Source organism: Candidatus Thiodictyon syntrophicum, from assembly GCF_002813775.1.
Taxonomy (GTDB): domain Bacteria; phylum Pseudomonadota; class Gammaproteobacteria; order Chromatiales; family Chromatiaceae; genus Thiodictyon; species Thiodictyon syntrophicum.
Genome location: NZ_CP020370.1, coordinates 3,397,033 through 3,415,054 on the forward strand (window position 1 = coordinate 3,397,033; position 18,022 = coordinate 3,415,054).

An 18,022-nucleotide genomic window follows, 5' to 3' on the forward strand; every position below is an offset into this window, starting at 1 on the left:
CCAGCGCCGCGGTGGATGCGGCTCGCGCTTATCCACCCGCCGGTTTGGAGACCACATCCGAGAACTGGTATCGTCAGGGTATTGCGCATAACGTCCCCCCGCCGAGCCACCCGCAGGGACCCCGGAGCCGACCCGCCATGTCCAAGGTTTTTCTCTCGCACAGTTCGCACGACGACCCGACGGTGCGCGCGCTCCAGCAGGCGTTGGCCGATCTGGGCCAGGAACTGTGGATCGATTCGCGCGAGCTGCGCGGCGGCGACCCGCTGGGGCCTTCGATCCGCACCGCCATCGACTCGGCCGCCGGGTTCGCGGTGCTGGTCAGTCCCAAGGCCCTGGAATCGAAATGGGTGCTGGCCGAACTGCGCCACGCCATCCAGGTGCAGCGCGGTCGTCGGGGCGCCAAGGCCCCGGGCTGGCTGGACCGGCTGACCGCCGGTCTCGTCAAGCGCCGCGCCCAGGACCGCCCGCCGCCCGCACCCGACCCTTATCCAATAGTCCCGCTCGCACTCGACGGCACCCGGCTCGGCGCGCTGGAGACCGAACTCGGCCACGAGCCGATCTATATCCTCCTCGACAGCCGCCCGGGCGGGATCGAATCGGCCCTGAACGCGATCCTGGTCGCGCTGCACAAGCGCGCACCGGCCGACCGTCTTCCCGCGCCCCGACTCGAGACCGGCCCGCTCGAAGAACTGGTCCTGGAACTGACCGACCTGGGGTTCGACGAGTCCGAGCCGGGCGTGCGCCGGGCCAGCGCGACCGCCCGGTTGATCTACGAGCCCGCTGGGCTTGATGCTCGGGCGGATGCGCGCGAGGCCGCTGGTGGGAAGGTCCGCATAGCGGACCCTACGGCGGCACGGGCCGCGACGGCGACGCCTATGGTCCGCACAGCGGACCCTACCGGCGCGGGGCCATCCCGTAGGGTCCGCTGTGCGGACCAAACGCCGCCCGACCAAACGCCAATCGCGGCCCCAGTCACCTGGCGCCTGGTCGCCCCATTAGGCCCCATCGAGACCGAGGAACTGCGTTGGTATCTGGAGAAATACGCCGTCTGGCCGAGCACCTATTTCCAGGACCGGGCACGCCGGGTCGAGCAAAGCCTGGTCGAATGGGGCCAAGCACTCCACCAGGCCGCATTGCCGCCCGCGCAGACCCGGGAGGTCTTGCGCGCCTGGTCCGCCGCTGACCCCCATGCCGGGCGACGCTTTTCGGTAGAGGAGCGCGGGCGTCCCGCCCGCGAGGCCCCGGGGCGGGACGCCCCGGCTCCTTATACCGCCCTGCTGGCCCTCCCCTGGGAACTGCTCCACGACGGCCAAGGATTCCTCTTCCAAGGCGCCCGCCCGACCCGGGTCCGCCGCCGCCTGCCGGGCCCGCAAGACCAAGACCCGGCACCGACTGAAGGCCAGCCCCTCGCCGCCGCCCCCATCCGCATCCTGCTGATCGTCGCCCGCCCGGAAGACGAGGCCTGCGGCTATATCGACCACCGCGCGAGCAGCCTACCGCTGGTCGAGACCATGGAGCACCTGGGCGGCCTGGTCGATCTGCGCCTCCTTGAGCCCCCGACCTTCCCGGCCCTGAGCGCGGAACTCAAACGCGCCTTCGATGCGGGCACCCCCTACCACTGCGTCCATTTCGACGGCCACGGGATCTACGACCGCCGGGTGGGCCTGGGCGGTCTCTGCTTCGAGGACCCGCGCGACCGCGACCGCCCGGACGGGCGCCGGCATCTCTTGGTGCACACCGACACCCTGGGTCCGATGCTGCGCGACCACCGCATCCCGCTGGTCTTTCTGGATGCCTGCCAGAGCGCCCAGGCCCAGGACGCCTCCGAATCCGTCGCCGCGGGGCTGCTCAAGGTCGGGGTCGGCTCGGTGGTCGCCATGAGCCACTCGGTGCTGGTCGAGACCGCCAGGCGCTTCGTACACGCCTTCTACGGGGCGCTCGCCGCGGGCCGCCGGGTCGGCGACGCCATGCTGGAGGGCCAGCGCGGGCTCAAGGACGACGACTTCCGCGGCCAGGTCTTGGGCACCGGTGACCTGCGCCTCGCCGACTGGTTCGTCCCGGTCCTCTACCAGGGCCAGGCCGACCCGCCGCTCTTCGCGCCTGCCGACCTCTCGCGGCTCGCCCCCCAGGTGCGCGAGGACCTGCGGACCATCCTCAAGTCCCGACTCGGCGCGCTCCCCGAGCCGCCCGAGACCGGCTTCGTCGGGCGCAGCAGGGATCTGCTGGCCCTGGAGCGGATGCTCCGCCCGCGGGCCGCCGGCGCCTCCAAGCCGGAGCGCTGGGCCCTGATCCGCGGCCAGGGCGGGGAGGGCAAGACCGCGCTCGCCTGCGAACTCGCCCGCTGGCTGGTGCGCTCCGGCCAGATCCGCCGCACCGCCTTCGTCTCGGTCGAGACCCATAGCCACGCCGCCGCCGTGCTCGACGCCCTCGGCCGCCAACTGGCCGGCCAAGGCTATTCCGTCGCCGCCCTGGGGCCGCCGCACCCCAGTGCGGCAACCGCCCGCGACCCGCTACCGGACCTCGAGCAAGCCATCCTCCCCCTCGAACGCGCCCTGGCCGAGCAGCCGACCCCTGGTCATCGACAACCTGGAGACCATCCTGCCCCCGCCCTATCTGGCGGAGCAGACCCCGGAGGCCCTGCGCGACGACGCCCGCGACGCGCTCGCGGCCATCCTCGCCCTCTGCGACCGGCTGCTCGGGACCGGCGACACCCGGCTGATCTTCACCAGCCGCGAGACCCTGCCCGCACCCTTCGCGGCCGAGCGGCGCTGCCGGGAACTGGAGCGGCTCGCGCCCGAGGACGCGGTGCGGCTGGTCGAGCGGGCGCTGGAGGGCGCCCGCGACCACCGCCCGGGTGCCGCGGACGCAGCGACCCGCGAGTCGATCGACGCGCTGGTCGAGGCGGTCCACGGACATGCCCGCACGCTCGCCCTGCTCGCGCCCTCGCTGCGCGCGCTCGGGGTCGAGCGCACCCGCGCGCGCCTGACAGAGCTGATGGCCGAGATGGACCGCCGTTACCCGGGCAGCCGCGAGCGCTCGGTCTATGCGAGCGTCGAGCTGTCCTTGGAGCGGCTGGCGCCGGTCAACCGGGAGCGGGCGGCGGTGCTGGGCGTCTTTCATGGCGGCCTCCATCCGGCCGTGTTGCAAGTCATGACCGGCTGGGAGATGAACGACTGCCAGGCGCTCGCCGAGGACCTGTCCCGCACCGGGCTCGCCACCGCCGATCCCTACAACTATCTGACCCTGAACCCGGCGCTCTGCCCCTATCTGCGCGGACGGTTGGCGCCGGACGAGCGGGAGACGCTCGCCGGGCGCTGGGCGGAGTCGATGGGGCAGTATGTCGAGTTTCTGGTCCAGCAGAGCAGTCGGCAGGCCGCGATGGCCGCGACCCTGACGGTGATGGAGATCCCCAACCTGTTCGCGCTGCTTGATTGGGTGCAGGGGGCCGGGGATGCCGAGGCGACCATCGACCTCACCACGTCACTGTATCAATTGCTGCAATTCACCGGCCGACCGCGGCTACTCGAGCGGGTCGGGCAGGCGCGCGATGCCGCGGCGCAGGCGCTCGCGCGGCAACCAGGCGACGACTGGACCCATGCCCGGTTTCTTGCGGAGGGGCCCCGTATCGAGCAACAACGGGCCGGCGGACGGCTGCGCGAGGCGCTCGCCGGGGCCGAGGCCCTGCTGCGGCGCGCCCGGGCGGCGGGCGAGTCGGCCTATCCGGACGCCGATTACGATCTGGCCATGGCCCGCATGTTGCTGGCCCAGGTACACAACACTGATGGCGGATCTGAGCGGGCGCTGCCGCTGCTGGACGAGGCGCGGCAGCGGTTCAGGACCATCGTGCGAAATCGCCAGAGCCGCGCGGCCGATTGGATGGCGTCCGTCTGCCTCTCCGAGCGGGGCGGCTGCCTTCTGCACCTGGGTCGGCTCGACGAGTCGGCGGCGACCTACGAGGAATCCATCGCACTCGACGAGCGGCGCGGCGACGAGCGCGCTGTCGCGCTCGGTAAGTGCCAACTCGGTACGGTCCGGTTGCAGCAGCGCTGTTACCCGGAGGCGGTCGCGGCCTACGCCGTGGCCCGCGAGCGCTTCGTCCGGTTGGACGAGCCGGGCAGCGTCGCAACGAGCTGGCATCGGACCGGCATGGCCTATCAGGCGTCGGGCAATCCGGAGTCGGCCGAGGATGCCTACCGGCGATCACTGGCGCTCAACGTGCGGATCGGCGATACCGCCGCGCAAGCGGACACGTTGAATAACCAAGGTAATCTGTACCAAGATGTCCTGAGCCGCCCCGAGGACGCGGCGGCCTTCTACCGGCAGTCCGCGGACCTCTATGTCCGAACCGGCAATACGGCGGGCGAGGGCCGCGCCAGGAGCAATCTCGGCGCGACGTTGCGCTGGCTGCGGCGACTCGACGAGGCGCGCGGGGAGATCCAACGGGCGATCGAGTGCAAGGCCCAGTTCGGCGATGCCGCGGAGCCCTGGAAGACCTGGGCCATCCTCGCCGCTATCGAGACCGACGCCAACAACCCCGATGCCGCCGCCTCGGCCAGGTCCAAGGCACTCTCCGCCTATCTCGACTACCGCCGCGCCGGCGGCGAGAACCACTTTACCGACGGCCGCATCGTGCTCGCCGTCGCGGAGCGGCTGCGCGCCCGCGACCCGGCCCAGGCCCACGCACTGCTCACCGAGCTTGCCCAGGCCCCGAACCTGCCGGAGCAGTTCGGCCCATTTCTCGATGCGCTCAATGCCATCTGCACCGGCAGCCGCGACCCCGCCCTCGCCCAGACCCCGGGGCTCGACTACGCCATGTCCGGCGAGCTCCTGCTCCTGATCGAGACCCTGCCGCCTTAGGTCGGCCGCCGCGCGCGCCACGCCTTGCCGTGAAAGTCCGCCCCCGCCCCGGTGGGAGCGGCTTCAGCCGCGACAAGCCCGCGCAGATTCCCCGAGCGCCGCGGATGACCGCCGCCTGGCATCGCGGCTGACGGCCACGGCAGGAACCCCAGCCACCCCGCAAGAAAAAAGTCGCCCGTGAGAGCGGCCTCCGGCCGCGCTGCGACGCCGCGGCAACCCTCGACGCCGCGGCATTTTGCACGGCCTAGTCTCGTTCCCACGCTCCAGCGTGGGAATGCCGTGCGGGCGCTCCCGCGTCCGGTGTTGGGACTGGGCGCAGAGCGCCCGCACTTGCTCCCACGCTGGAGCGCGGGAGCCAGGAGCAAAGTCCGCCCCCACCCCGGTGGGGTGATCTGCGAGATCGCGCCGCACTGGGGTGCGGCGCGGCACTGGTTCAGTATAATTCCTGTTTACAAGACATTGAAATATATGTAATATATCTAGTTCGGCGCGGGTTTCCGTCACTTTTTGAATAAGTGAGAACTTCTTGAACGGACAATGGACATGCCCTCATTGCAATTCACAGAATTGTCGGCATCACAAGACGTATCAAACCGGTCATAACGGTACGCGTTTGCTGTGGCGATGTCAAAGTTGCAATAGGCTCTTTTCCGAGACCAAAGCCACCCTTATCGAGGGGCTCAGGAAACCGACCAGCTTCATCATTCAAGTGCTCAAAACGCGCACTGAGGGGATCGGCTTGAACGCCGCCTGCCGGGCCTTCGCGATTGCGAAGAATACGTTGCTCCTATGGGAGCGTCGCCTGGCCGATTGCAAGGATGTGCTGGTCATATATGCCCTGACGCACACCTTTATTGAGCAACTGATCGAAGGTGATGAGCTTTATACGAAAGTGAATAGGAATGTCCCCCCGGAGGATTGTGAAGGCTGGACGATCGTACTGATGGAAAGGGCAAGTCGATTTATCTGGGCGCTTCAGTGCGGGAAAAAGGATCGCAGTCTATTTTCATATGCAATACAAATACTTAGAGATGTCATTCTGCGTACTGGCGATGTCACTCTAGTCACCGACGGGGAACGTCGGTATGGCAATCTCCTGTTTGAAATTTGCCACGAAGTATTGCGAACCGGAAAACGCGGCCGCCCACCGAAAGTGCTTCGTCGCGGTGTGAAGGTGCGCCTTAAGAATAAAGGGAAAGGAACTGATAGAACGGGGCACTCGCGTCCCAAATACGAAACCCCTCATCCGGAGCATCCAGAAACCGATCAAGATGTGACGCCAGCCGATATTCATGCTAATCATTTGGAAGCATCGAACGCTTCATTTCGGCGAAAGAATTCTGCTTATCGCCGCCGAACGAATACGTACGCGAAGAGCATTTCTGGTTTGCAAAGAACATTGGATATGTTGTGGATTGTCCATAACTTTATTCGCAGCCACTTCACGACGAAACAGGTTCCTGCGGTGGCTCTGGGGATTCTCCAGCAGGGACTCTCGTGGGAGGAGGTCCTTAGAGTTCGACAGCCCAGGTTATAAAAATACTACAAAAACATAAGGATAAGGAAGAACCAAACTGAACCAGTGCCCGACAAGCCGATCCTGGACAATCTCACCCGCCCGGAGGCGGCCCGGGAGATGCGTGACGGGCTGCGCAATCTCTATTCGGTGCTCAAGGACAACGATGCCCATCTGCGTTTTGTCTTCCTGACCGGGGTCAGTAAGCCCAGCTTGGTCAGCATCTTCTCCGGGCTCAACAACCTCAACGACATTACAGTCGATGCCCGCTACTCGGCCCTGTGCGGCTACACGCAAGCCGATGTGGATCAGGTCTTCGCGCCGGAACTCCCGGGGCTCGACCGCGCCGAGGTGCGCCGCTGGTACAACGGCTACAACTGGACCGGCGAGGTGGTCTACAACCCCTTCGACCTGCTGTTGCTCTTTCAGGATCGGGTCTTCCGGTCGTACTGGTTCGAGACCGGCACCCCGACCTTCCTGGTCGACCTGCTCACCGCGCGCGGCTTCTTCACCCCGGACCTGGCCCGGCTGCACAGTTCCGAGGCACTGCTCTCGGCCTTCGACGTGGAGCACATCGCCCCCGAGGCCCTGCTGTGGCAGACCGGCTACCTGACCTTCCACGGCTCGCGGCGCACCGGGGCGCGCATCGAGCACACCCTGGGCTACCCGAACCTGGAGGTGCAGACCGCGCTCAACGACGCGCTGCTCAAGGGCCTGATGGGCGATCCCATGGCGGCCGAGCGGGCGCAGAGCCGACTCTACGACACCCTGGTCGGCGGCGATTTCGCGGCCCTGCGCGCCCATGTGCAGGCCCTGTTCGAAGCGATCCCCCACCACTGGCACGACAACAACCCCATCGCCCGGTATGAGGGCTTTTACGCGAGTGTCTTCTACAGCCACATCGCCGCGCTGGGCCTGGACCTGACGCCGGAGGACGCCACCGCGCACGGGCGCATCGACCTGACGCTGCGCTTCGAGGCCCAGGTCTGGCTGTTCGAGTTCAAGGTGGTGGAACTCGCCCCCGCGGGTCGGGCCTTGCAGCAACTCAAGGACCGCGGCTATGCCGACAAATACCGCGCCCTGAGCCAGCCGATTCATCTCATCGGCATCGAGTTCAGCCGCGAGCAACGGACCCTGGTCGGCTTCGAGGTCGAAACCCTGGCGCCGGCCTGAGTCGGCGCGGGGCGGGCTGCCCCCCGGTGGGAGCGGCTTTACCGTGACAGTGCGTAGTCAGGCCATCCTGGCCTGACGGTGTCGGGGCTGGAACAGTCAGGGCTGGAAGCCCTGACTACGCCGCCCCGCACGCTGGCCATCGAGCTAGCGGTCGAGAGGACGTTCAGGTTCCGGGGCGACGGACAGGCCTTCATGCCCGTCAGCCGCGACGCGAGGCCGCGGTGACCGGCGACGCTCGGGCAACCCGCGACGCCCCGTCGCGGCTGAAGCCGCTCCCACAGCGTCGCGGCGCGACGCGACTTGCAAAGCGCCGTCGCAACGGCTACAACCGCAAGCGCCACGCCCACCAAGGAAACCGCCATGCCCGGTCCGGATCACGCGCGCCCGTTCGAGCTCTTCATCAGCTATTCGCACCAGAGCGAAGCGGTCAAGGACCGGCTGCTGACCAACCTGCGCGTGCTGGAGCGGCTGGGGCTGGTCTCTACCTGGACCGACCGCGCCATCCCGCCCGGCGCGGCCTGGCGCGCGGAGATCGCGGCGGCCATCGAACGGGCCGACGCCGCGCTCTTCGTGGTCTGCGAGCATTTCCTCGCGTCCGGGTTCTGCATGGACACTGAGCTTGCCGCCTTCCTGCGCCGCCGGCGTGAGGACGGCGTGCTGATCCTCTTCGTGCTCGCCGACCACTGCTACTGGAAGGCGATCCCCGCCATCGCCGAGCATCAACTGGTCCCGCGCGACGCCAAGCCCATTGTCGCCCACAACCCGCGCTCCCGGGCCTATACCGCCGTGGTGCAGGAGATCCACGCAGTCCTGGACGAGCACCGCGAGAAGCACGGCCTGCGCGCCCGCGCCCCTGATCCTGATCAGGCCCAGACCCCGGACCCGTCGGACCCGTCGGTCGCGCCGCCCGACCGCACCCAGGACGCGCTCGCCGCCCTGCTCGCCGAACTCCCCGGCGCCACGCCCCGGCTCTTCGGCCGCGAGACGGAACTCGCCCGCATGGACACCCAACTCGGCGACGGCCCGGCCGGCGGCCCGGGCGGCGTCCTGCTCTGGGTCGCCCCCGGCGGTGTCGGCAAGTCCGCGCTCACCCGCCAGTGGCTCGCCGGCCGCGACTGGCCGCCCGGCACCCGCTTCATCGGCCATTCGTTCTATTCCCAGGGCAGCCGCGACCAGAGCGTCAGCGCCCGCGCCTTTCTGCTGCGCGCACTCGCGGCGCTCGGCGAGCACCCGGAGCCGACCACCGCGGACGCCGACCTGGGCCGCCTGCTCGCCCGGTGCGCGGCCGGCGCCCCCACCGTGCTCGCCCTCGACGGGCTGGAGCCGCTCCAGCAGGCCGCCGACGACCCCAAGCTCGACGGCCGGCTCAAGGACCTGGGCCTGGCCGCCCTGCTCGAAGGGCTCGGGCGCGCCCCGGGCCAGGCGGTGTGTCTCGCCAGTTCCCGACTGCCGATCCCGGACCCGCTCATCGAGTCCCAGCCGCACTATCGCCGCGTCCGGCTCGACGTGCTGCCGCGTGCGGGGTCGGTCGCGTTGCTCGAGGCCCGCGGGCTCGCCGGCACCCCGGCCGAGTTGGACGTGATGGCCGGGCGCTGCGCCGACCACCCGCTGGCCCTGGTCCTGGCCGCGGAACTGACCCATAGCTTTCTCGACAACCGGGCGGCGGTCTTCCTCGCCCGCGACTGGCCGGTGCTTGCGGGCGAGGGCCCCGACCGGCACGCGCGGACCGTCATGGGCTGGCTGGACGCGGCCCTGCGCGACGAGCACGCGGCCCTGGATCGCGCCCTGGTGCGGGTGCTCGGGCTCTTCGACCGCCCGGCGCCCTGGGCAGCCGTCCTGGCGCTCAAGGACCAGGACCCGCCGCTCGCCGGGCTCACCGAGCCGCTGCACGCGGCGGGCGAGGCGGAGCTTGAGGAATCGCTGGCGCGGCTGCGGCAGTGGGGGTTGGCGGCGCCGGTCGGGGGTGGTGGCGGCGGCTGGGCGGAGGGGGATTGCGGGCGGGACGCCCGCGCTCCTTTGGACGTCCACCCGCTGGTGCGCGAGCACTTCGGCCGCGCGCTGGAGCAGGAGTCGCCCGCGGCCTGGCGCGCGGCCCATGGTGTGCTGTTCGACTGGTTCCGGGCACAGCCCGGGGAGGCGCGGCCGGAGACGCTGGAGGGGCTGGAGCCGCTCTACCGGGCGGTCGGGCATGGGTGTCGGGCGGGGCGGTATGCGCAGGCGAAGCGCGAGGTCTACCAGGACCGCATCCTGCGCGGCGACCAGCACTACAGCCTGTTCCAACTCGGCGCCATTTCCGCGGACCTCTCGGCCCTGGCGGGCTTCTTCCCCGAGGGCTGGTCGCGGCCGCCCGTGACCGGGGACCTGAGCGAGTCCGACCGCTCCTGGCTGATCTCCGTGGTCGCCTTCTGTCTCATGTCGCTCGGCCGACTCGACGAGGCGCTCGGGCCGCGGCGGATGGAGCGCGAACGGTGGCGCGAGGCCGCAGATTGGAACAACTTCTGTATCTCCTCGAACAACCTCGTCGACCTGCTGACCCCGCTCGGGTACTGGGGCGAGGCCGAGTCCGTGGCGCGCGAGGCGGCGGAGGCAGCAGGGCGTGTCGCGGACCAGGACAAGGCCCGGCAGCGCCGACTCGCGGCCTTGGTTAGACTCGGCCGCGCGCTGCACGGGCAGGGCCGATCCGGCGATGCCGCACAGGCATTTGCCGAGGCCGAGTCCGTGTGGGCGGACCTCGCCCCGCACGTGCCGACGCTCGTGAGTCTACGCGGCTTCGACTACGCCTAACTCCTGCTGGAGCAGGCCCTGACCCGGGACGCGCGGCGCGCGGTGCTGGAGCGGGCGCGGGCGTCGTTGGCGGTGGTCGAGCCGGCAGGCCACCTGCTGTCCATCGCACTCGACCACTGCACCATCGGCCAGGCACTCGCCGAACCGGACGGAGCGGCGGCCGGGCCCGACGGCGAGGCCCGGGAGGCCGGCGCCGCGCTGGACCTGGCCATCGAGACCATGCACCGGGCCAACGGCATGGACGACCTGCCGAAGCTGTACCTCGCCCGCGCCCGCCACCGCCGCACCCGGGGCGACCCGAGCGGCGCCCGCGCCGACCTGGAGTCCGCGGAGTGCCTGGCCACCCCGTCCGGCATGAGGACTTATCTTGCCGAGTGCGCCTTGCTGGCCGGGCAACTGGATCTGGACGGGGCCCCGGCCGGGACCGGAGCCGGCCCCGCCGCGGCGCCCGGTACGCTGGACGCCATCCCCCGGGCCGCCGCCCACTGGACCCAGGCCGACGGCCTGATCCGCGAGACCGGCTACCAACGTCGCGAGGCCGAACTGCACCTGCTGGAGGCGCGCCTGCAGCACCACCAGGCCCGCCCCGCGCAGGCCCGCGCCGCCCGCGCCCGCGCCGAGTCGGCCCTACGCGCCCGCGGCCAGTGGGGCCTGTGGCCGACGCTCCGCCAGGTCGCCGCCGAGCTTGGCCTGCCCGCGCCGGACCTGGACCCCTGAGGCCGTGCCTCCGACCGGAGTCCAAGGCTTCAGCCTTGGCGCCCCTCCAAGGCTGAAGCCTTGAACTCCAGGAGGTGCTGCGGCGCTAAAGGCGAACGCCGGACAACGTTGTACCCAGCCCACAAACCGGAGGTCGAGGCTTCAGCCGGACGCGGCGCCGCCCGCGCGGCATTCCCCTGCCTGCGCGTCACTGCCATTAGGTAAAGCCTGATTTGCAGTCCGGCCCGGCCCTGGGAGCGCCGCACCCCAGTGCGGCGCGATCTCGCAGATCACCCCGCCGGTGTGGGTTGAGCAGAGGACGCGCCGCACTGGGGTGCGGCGCTCCCAGTAGCCGTTGCGGCCTAACTTAGCGGCAGTGCTGCCTCCGCGTGGGAACGAGAAGCCCCGCGGTCGGCGCTACGAATCCCGCGTCGCCGCGGCGGTGTTCGGTCCGCACAGCGGACCCTACGGCTCCCAGGGGCCAGCCGCTTTCGGTCCCGCTATTTCTTCGTTTGGTCCTTGTTGAACAAGCCCATCTCATATTCCAGGTCGTACCGGCCGAACACCAGGTTGGCCTCGCGCAGGAGCTCCTCGAAGAGACTCTGCGGGTCCTCCCCGTCGGCAATCCGCTGACCGACCAAGGTTTCGAGCGCCTCTTTGAAGCTGGTAGCCATAAATACCTCCACAGGTTTTGTCGTGCACCCACAGTATAGTCGGCCGGGTAGGCAGGACAACGCTGGCCGGCCCCTTTGTTCGCTGTCCGCAGGTCGGCGCCTTCGCCCGGTCGGGTCAGGCGCGCGCGGTACCGACGAGGTCGCGTTTTAGCTCAGCGGCTTATCGCGCGCCGTAACCCGACGACGCCGCCTGTCGGGTTACGGCGCGCGCCGACACCGCGCTCTGACGCGATACCATCGGGGCGCGCCTGACCCGACCTACCCGGCTATGGTGGCGGCATTTCGGTGCGACAACCAACAGACATGCGCACCGCTGCGCACCGAACATGAGGGATCGCTGAGCAAGCCCGGCGGATTGGCCAAGGGACGGCCGCGCCCAGCGGCTGACCTACCGGGGCCGCCCCGCAACGCACCCGCGGTTCGCCGGGGTGCATCCTTTTGCCGTCGCCTGCGTCTCCTTCCATGTCGCGGGCCATCCGCCGCTTTCCATGACCCGTGTCGAGGATGTCTCACCCATGACCGTGCTCGTCATCGCCGGGCTGCTGACCTTCGCCCTGACCACGCTCTTCAGCATGGCCGGGGTGGGTGCGGCCCTGATCCTGATCCCGGTCTTTCTGGCCTTCGGGATCGAACTGCAGACGGCCATGGCGACGGCCTTGCTGCTCAACGCGGTGGGGATGACGGTCGCCTCCGTCACCTTCGTGCGCAAGGGACTGGTGGAGTGGCGACTGGTCCTGCCGATGCTGGTGCTGGCGGTCGGGCTGTCGCCGGTCGGGGTCTGGGCCGCCCACGGCATGGACCGCAACCTGCTGCTGTGGCTGTTCGTGGGCTTTCTGGTCTTTGCCGCGGCGATGATGGTGTGGTACCAGCCCACACCGCGCGCGTCCCGCGCGTCGCTCGCGGCGACCCTGGCGCTGGGCCTGCCGGTGGGTGGGGCGGCCGGCTTCATCGGCGGTCTGCTCGGGGTGGGCGGCGGCAACATCATACTGCCGGCCCTGGTGGCGTCCGGTATGGAGCCGAAACGGGCCTCGGCCAGCGCCTCATTCGTCGTGATCTTTGCCTCCATCAGCGGCTTTCTGGCCCATGTCCAGGTCGCCCGGATCGACACGGCACTGCTCGTCGTCACCGCGCTGGCGACGATGGCCGGCGCGGCCTTGGGCGCGTGGCTGGCGACCGAACACCTGTCGGCCGCGCAGTTGAAGCGCGCCATTGCCCTGGTCCTGATCGCGGTCGCCCTCAAGACGGCGTGGGACCTGCTGCGGCCCTGATACGGCCCTGGTGCGATAGGGCATATTGACCCTTGCTCTGAACGATTCACCCCTGAATCAGGAACCCGAACATGAACGATGACCGTCAGAAGCAGATCGGCGCCTCCGCCTTCATGACCAAGCGCGGCCAGGGCAGCGAGCCGGACGACATCCCGGAGGCCGAGCAATTGGAACTGGTGGACCCGATATCGATTCGCTTGACATGACCGACAACACCGCACGTACGACCGCGCCCGCGGCGCTAACCCCCTGGCTCTGGGGCCTGCCCCTGGCCGCCGCCCTCTGGGTAGCCATCTATTGGCATCTCTCCGACCTGGCCGACCTGCTGGTGTCGGCCGTGGGCCTGTCGCGCGCCACGCACTGGGGCGAGGCGGCGCATTTCTTCCTCTACGACACCCCCAAGGTCCTGCTCCTGCTGACCGGCATCGTCTTCCTGATGGGGGTGATCCAGACCTTCTTCGCCCCGGAGCGCACCCGGGCGCTGTTGGCCGGGCGGCGGCTGGGGACCGGCAACGCCATGGCGGCGACTCTGGGTATCGTCACGCCCTTCTGCTCCTGCTCGGCGGTGCCGCTGTTCATCGGCTTTCTCTCGGCCGGGGTCCCGCTGGGAATCACCTTTTCCTTTCTGATCGCCGCGCCGATGATCAACGAGATTGCGCTCGCCCTGCTGCTGGGCCTGTTCGGCTGGAAGGTGGCGGCGTTCTATCTGGGGATGGGGCTCCTGATCGCGATCGTGGCCGGGCTCATCATCGGCCGGCTCAAGATGGAGCGCTATCTGGAGGACTGGGTGCGCGCCATTCACCAGGGTACGGCGGCGGCCCCCAGCGGCACGGCTTACACCTGGGTCGAGCGCTTCGAGGCAGGTTGGCGCCATGTGCGCGAGATCGTCGGCAAGGTCTGGCCCTATGTGCTGGTGGGCATCGGGCTCGGCGCGGCCATCCACGGCTTCGTGCCGCAAGACTTCATGGCGAGCTTCATGGGCCGCGATGTCTGGTGGGCGGTGCCGGCGGCGGTGGTGCTCGGGGTGCCCATGTACACCAATGCCGCCGGCATCCTGCCGATCGTCGAGGCCCTGATCGGCAAGGGGGCGGCGCTCGGCACCACGCTCGCCTTCATGATGAGCGTCATCGCGCTCTCGGCGCCGGAGATGCTGATCCTGCGCAAGGTGCTCAAATGGCCGCTGATCGCCACCTTCGCCGGGGTGGTGGCAGCGGGTATCCTGTTGGTCGGTTATGTCTTCAATCTCGTTCTGTGAGGGGTTCCACCATGAAAATCATCAAGGTCCTGGGTTCCGGCTGCCGCAACTGCCAGACCACGGCGCAATTGATCGCGGAGATCGCCAAGGCCAAGGGGGTCGACATCGCGTTGGAGAAGATCGAGTCGATGGCCGAGATTGCGGGCTTTGGGGTCATGTCCACCCCTGGCGTGGTGATCGATGGGCAGGTGGTCCATGCGGGCGGCGTGCCCGACCGCAAGAAGATCGAGAGTTGGCTCGGCTGATGCCCGTTGCCAACCTTTATCCACCACGCCCTTTCCACCTATCACTTTCGCGAAGCCCTGGTAGATACCGTTGTCGTAATCGGCATGATGGCCTCGACAACGACAGTGTCAGGTCATCTCGACCTCATCATGAAGTTTTCCCAGCAACCGCCCTCTGTACGATGCCGCACGGAGTGCACCCGCGCTTGTGCTTAGAGTGTCGTGGCAGTGCTGGAAGACTGCTTCTTCGCCGTGCCGCCGCCAGCCACCTTGGCGGCGCGCGGTCGCTATAACTGACCATGGCACGACCATGGCAAGACCCCGGAGTTAGACGATGACACACCCTATCCGTACCCTTTCACTCGGCGCGACCCTGGTCATGGCGTGTGCCACCTGGTCCATGGGCGGGGCGGCGCAGCCTGCGCCGCCGGGCCCCATGAGTTTCTCCGCGATGGACAAGAACGGCGACGGCGCCGTGACCGCGCCGGAGTTCGCCACCGCCCACGGCGAGCAGATGGCGGCCCGCGCGGCCCAAGGCGCCCCGATGCGCGGCGCGGCCAACGCCCCGGGCTTCGCCGACTTCGACCAGAATGGTGACGGCAAGATGACCCCGGCCGAGTTCGACGCCGGGCGTCAGACACGGATGCAGGGCCGCCCGGGGATGGGCATGGGGTCCGGCATGGGCGCTGGTCCTGGTTCAGGTAACGGCCCCGGTCGGGGTAACTAGGTCGCCCATCCGGTGCTTTGATGACCGACTCGACGAATGACACTACGCAAGGTTTGACGGCCGCCACCGCCGCCGACCGCCTCACTGCGGATGGCCCCAATGCCCTGCCCGGGGGCCAGCGGCGCAGCCTGTTGACCATCGTCTGGGAGACGGCGCGGGAGCCGATGTTTCTGCTGCTGCTCACCGCCGGTACGCTGTACCTCATCTTCGGCGAGTTGCAGGAAGGCTTGATCCTGTTCGGCTTCGTCCTGGTCACGCTCAGCCTCACCCTGTACCAGGAAGGCAAGACCGAACGGGCGATCGAGGCCTTGCGCGACCTCACCAGCCCCGCGCCTTGGTCCTACGCGATGGTACGGCCCAACGCATCGCCGGGCGTGAGGTGGTCCGCGACGATCTGGTGATGCTCGCCGAGGGCGACCGGGTGCCGGCCGACGCGGTGCTGGTCGCGGGCAGCGGGGCTACAGGTGGACGAGTCCCTGCTCACCGGCGAGGCGGTGCCGGTGACCAAGGTCATCGCCACCGGGGAGACCCCGGCCGCCCGGCCCGGCGGCGACGACACGCCCTTCGTCTATTCCGGGACGCTGGTCGTGGCGGGGCAGGGCACGGCCCGGGTCACGGCCACCGGCCCCCGCAGCGAGATCGGCCGCATCGGCACTGCCCTGGGAACGCTGAAGCCCGAGCGCTCGCCGCTGCAAAAGCAAACCGCCCGCCTGATCACCACACTGGCGCTGCTGGCGCTCGGCATGAGCCTGCTGTTGATCCTGGTCCACGGTATGATGCGCAGGGACTGGTTACAGGCGGTGTTGGCCGGCATCGCCCTGGCGATGGCCATGCTGCCGGAAGAATACCCGGTGGTCCTGACAGTGTTTCCGGCCCTGGGCGCCTGGCGGCTCTCCAAAGAGAAGGTGCTGACGCGGCGCGTCACGGCGATCGAGACCCTGGGCGCCACCTCGGTGTTGTGCGTGGACAAGACCGGCACCCTCACCGAGAACCGGATGACGGTGACCCGGCTCCTGGTCGGGGCGGACGCCTTTACGGTGGACGAGGCCGCGCCAGACGCGCCGCCCGACGCGCTGCCCGAGGTGTTTCATCTGCTGGTGGAGTTCTCGATCCTCGCCAGTGCGATCGACCCCTTCGACCCGATGGAGCAGGCCTTCCAGCGCCTGGGCCAGCGCTTTCTCGCCAATACCGAACATCTGCATCATGACTGGACTCTGGTGCAGGAATACGGCCTGACGCCCGAGCTGCGCGCCATGTCGCAGGTCTGGAAGGCCGTCGATGGCGCCGCCCACGTGGTCGCCGCCAAGGGTGCGCCGGAGGCGATCATCGATCTGTGCCATCTCGACCCGGACGCCAAGGCGCGGATCGCGGCCGATGTGGAGACCCTGGCCGCCGAGGGCCTGCGGGTGCTCGGGGTGGCCCAGGCGCAGTTTGTCGGCGAGGATTGGCCAGCGCTCGAGCACGCATTCGACTTCACCTTCATTGGCTTGCTGGGCCTCTCCGACCCCCTGCGCGCGGAGATCCCCGCGGCCGTCGCCCAATGCCGTGAGGCCGGCATCCGGGTGGTGATGATCACCGGCGATTACCCCGCCACCGCCCGCACCATCGCCCGCCAGGCCGGACTGGCGGCGGATGACCTGCTCTCCGGCGACGACCTCACGGCGCTGAGTGACGCGCAGTTGCAGGCGCGCATGAAGACGGTGAGCGTCTGCGCCCGGATTGCGCCGGAACAGAAACTGCGCATCGTCCAGGCGCTCAAGGCCGACGGTGAGATCACCGCCATGACCGGCGACGGCGTCAACGACGCCCCCGCGCTCAAGGCCGCCCACGTCGGCATCGCCATGGGCGGACGCGGCACGGACGTGGCCCGTGAGGCCGCCTCGCTGGTGCTGCTGGACGACAACTTTGCCTCCATCGTGCGCGCGGTGCGCCTGGGTCGGCGCATCTTCGAGAACATGCGCAAGTCCATGTCCTACATCCTGGCGGTCCATGTGCCGATCGCCGGCATGGCCCTGTTCCCGGTCCTGCTGGGCTATCCCGCCATGCTGTTTCCGATGCACATCGCCTTTCTCGAACCTGTGGATCGTCACCGGGCTGGCGCTGGGGTTGCTGGCCTTGGCGCTCTACCTGCCGGGTCTGTCCGGCGTCTTTCGCTTCGCGCCCTTGCCGCCGGCTGAACTGGCGATGCCCGTTGGGTTGGGACTGGCCAGCGTGCTCTGGTTCCAGTTGCTCAAGCTCGGCCCGCTCACCCCGCGCCTGGTGTGGGGCGGCGTGGCCTTCGTCGGCGCGGCGGCGGTGGTTGCGAGCCTCGCCCTGACCCCTTGGCTCAACCTGGTGCCCTGCCACCTGTGCGTCTTCCAGCGCCTGCTGTTCATGGTTATCGCCGTGTTGGCCCTCATCGCGGTCGTCCCGGCCAACGTGCGGGGGCGCTGGCTCCCGGCCGTCCTGACCCTGGCGGTCGCGGCCCTGGGTCTGGCCGTCGCCGGCTACCAGAGCTGGCTCCAGTTCCAGCCCGCGAACACCCTCTCCTGCAGCGCCGGCCAACTCTCCCGGATCGATGACCTGGTGGAATGGCTCGGCCAGCAGGTCCCGACCCTGTTCCTCGCCGGCGGTTCCAGCGACGAAACGCAATGGCTCGTCCTTGGCCTGTCGCTGGCCAATTGGGCGATGATCGCCTTCGCGGGCGGCCTGGCAGTTGGTGGCTGGGCACTGGTGCATGAGTACCGGGCGCAGCGGCTGCCCAGCGTCGGACCCCGCGACCGTCGGATCGCTGAGCGCCGCACCCATGACCGGCGGGCCCACACCGGATAGATACCACCCGCGATGGCCACGATCCTTCTGCAGGGCC

At 69.0% G+C, this 18,022-nt stretch carries 11 protein-coding genes and 5 pseudogenes; 15 read left to right on the forward strand and 1 reads right to left on the reverse strand.

What is annotated here, in order from left to right; translation table 11 throughout:
* Window positions 1–137: 137 nt before the first annotated feature.
* From THSYN_RS37310 to THSYN_RS14370, 6 genes and pseudogenes are all read left to right on the forward strand, one after another.
* Window positions 138–1,940 (forward strand): annotated as a pseudogene (locus THSYN_RS37310) (CHAT domain-containing protein); the annotation flags it as partial.
* Window positions 1,941–2,487: 547 nt separating this feature from the next.
* On the forward strand, window positions 2,488–4,857 hold the full coding sequence (locus tag THSYN_RS35955) for a tetratricopeptide repeat protein (protein WP_100919738.1): 2,370 nt from the start codon (window positions 2,488–2,490) through the stop codon (window positions 4,855–4,857).
* Between the two features lie 526 nt (window positions 4,858–5,383).
* The gene (locus THSYN_RS14355) at window positions 5,384–6,394 is read left to right on the forward strand and encodes an IS1 family transposase (protein ID WP_100919739.1); all 1,011 of its coding nucleotides are present in this window, start codon (window positions 5,384–5,386) and stop codon (window positions 6,392–6,394) included.
* A gap of 51 nt (window positions 6,395–6,445) precedes the next feature.
* A pseudogene (locus THSYN_RS14360) lies at window positions 6,446–7,546 on the forward strand (PD-(D/E)XK nuclease domain-containing protein); the annotation flags it as partial.
* A gap of 360 nt (window positions 7,547–7,906) precedes the next feature.
* The gene (locus tag THSYN_RS14365; protein ID WP_100919740.1) at window positions 7,907–10,330 is read left to right on the forward strand and encodes a TIR domain-containing protein; all 2,424 of its coding nucleotides are present in this window, start codon (window positions 7,907–7,909) and stop codon (window positions 10,328–10,330) included.
* Between the two features lie 72 nt (window positions 10,331–10,402).
* On the forward strand, window positions 10,403–11,047 hold the full coding sequence (locus tag THSYN_RS14370) for a hypothetical protein (RefSeq protein WP_157817668.1): 645 nt from the start codon (window positions 10,403–10,405) through the stop codon (window positions 11,045–11,047).
* Window positions 11,048–11,526: 479 nt separating this feature from the next.
* Here the strand turns inward: THSYN_RS14370 and THSYN_RS33885 are convergent, their stop codons facing one another.
* Window positions 11,527–11,700, reverse strand: coding sequence for a hypothetical protein (locus tag THSYN_RS33885; protein WP_157817669.1), 174 nt, complete (start codon window positions 11,698–11,700; stop codon window positions 11,527–11,529).
* Between the two features lie 515 nt (window positions 11,701–12,215).
* Here THSYN_RS33885 and THSYN_RS14375 point away from each other — a divergent pair.
* The 9 genes and pseudogenes from THSYN_RS14375 (at window position 12,216) to THSYN_RS35330 (ending at window position 17,985) form a co-directional block, all read left to right on the forward strand.
* Window positions 12,216–12,968, forward strand: a complete 753-nt coding sequence (locus THSYN_RS14375; RefSeq protein ID WP_236848906.1) for a sulfite exporter TauE/SafE family protein — start codon at window positions 12,216–12,218, stop codon at window positions 12,966–12,968.
* A 71-nt stretch (window positions 12,969–13,039) separates the two neighbouring features.
* Window positions 13,040–13,174, forward strand: coding sequence for a hypothetical protein (locus THSYN_RS36675; RefSeq protein WP_257791247.1), 135 nt, complete (start codon window positions 13,040–13,042; stop codon window positions 13,172–13,174).
* A complete protein-coding gene (locus THSYN_RS14380) occupies window positions 13,171–14,223 on the forward strand; it encodes a permease (protein WP_100919743.1) in 1,053 nt (350 codons plus the stop codon). The genes THSYN_RS36675 and THSYN_RS14380 overlap by 4 nt, the downstream gene beginning before the upstream one ends.
* Window positions 14,224–14,234: 11 nt before the next feature.
* Window positions 14,235–14,468, forward strand: a complete 234-nt coding sequence (locus THSYN_RS14385) for a thioredoxin family protein (RefSeq protein WP_100919744.1) — start codon at window positions 14,235–14,237, stop codon at window positions 14,466–14,468.
* A gap of 313 nt (window positions 14,469–14,781) precedes the next feature.
* A complete protein-coding gene (locus THSYN_RS14390) occupies window positions 14,782–15,174 on the forward strand; it encodes an EF-hand domain-containing protein (RefSeq protein WP_100919745.1) in 393 nt (130 codons plus the stop codon).
* A 20-nt stretch (window positions 15,175–15,194) separates the two neighbouring features.
* Window positions 15,195–15,311 (forward strand): annotated as a pseudogene (locus THSYN_RS36560) (cation-transporting P-type ATPase); the annotation flags it as partial.
* Between the two features lie 363 nt (window positions 15,312–15,674).
* A pseudogene (locus THSYN_RS35325) lies at window positions 15,675–17,135 on the forward strand (cation-translocating P-type ATPase); the annotation flags it as partial.
* A 28-nt stretch (window positions 17,136–17,163) separates the two neighbouring features.
* Window positions 17,164–17,352: pseudogene (locus tag THSYN_RS35960) on the forward strand (hypothetical protein); the annotation flags it as partial.
* A 6-nt stretch (window positions 17,353–17,358) separates the two neighbouring features.
* Window positions 17,359–17,985: a disulfide bond formation protein B gene (locus THSYN_RS35330; protein ID WP_216644767.1), complete on the forward strand. Its 627-nt coding sequence runs from the start codon at window positions 17,359–17,361 to the stop codon at window positions 17,983–17,985.
* The last annotated feature ends 37 nt before the right edge of the window (window positions 17,986–18,022 follow it).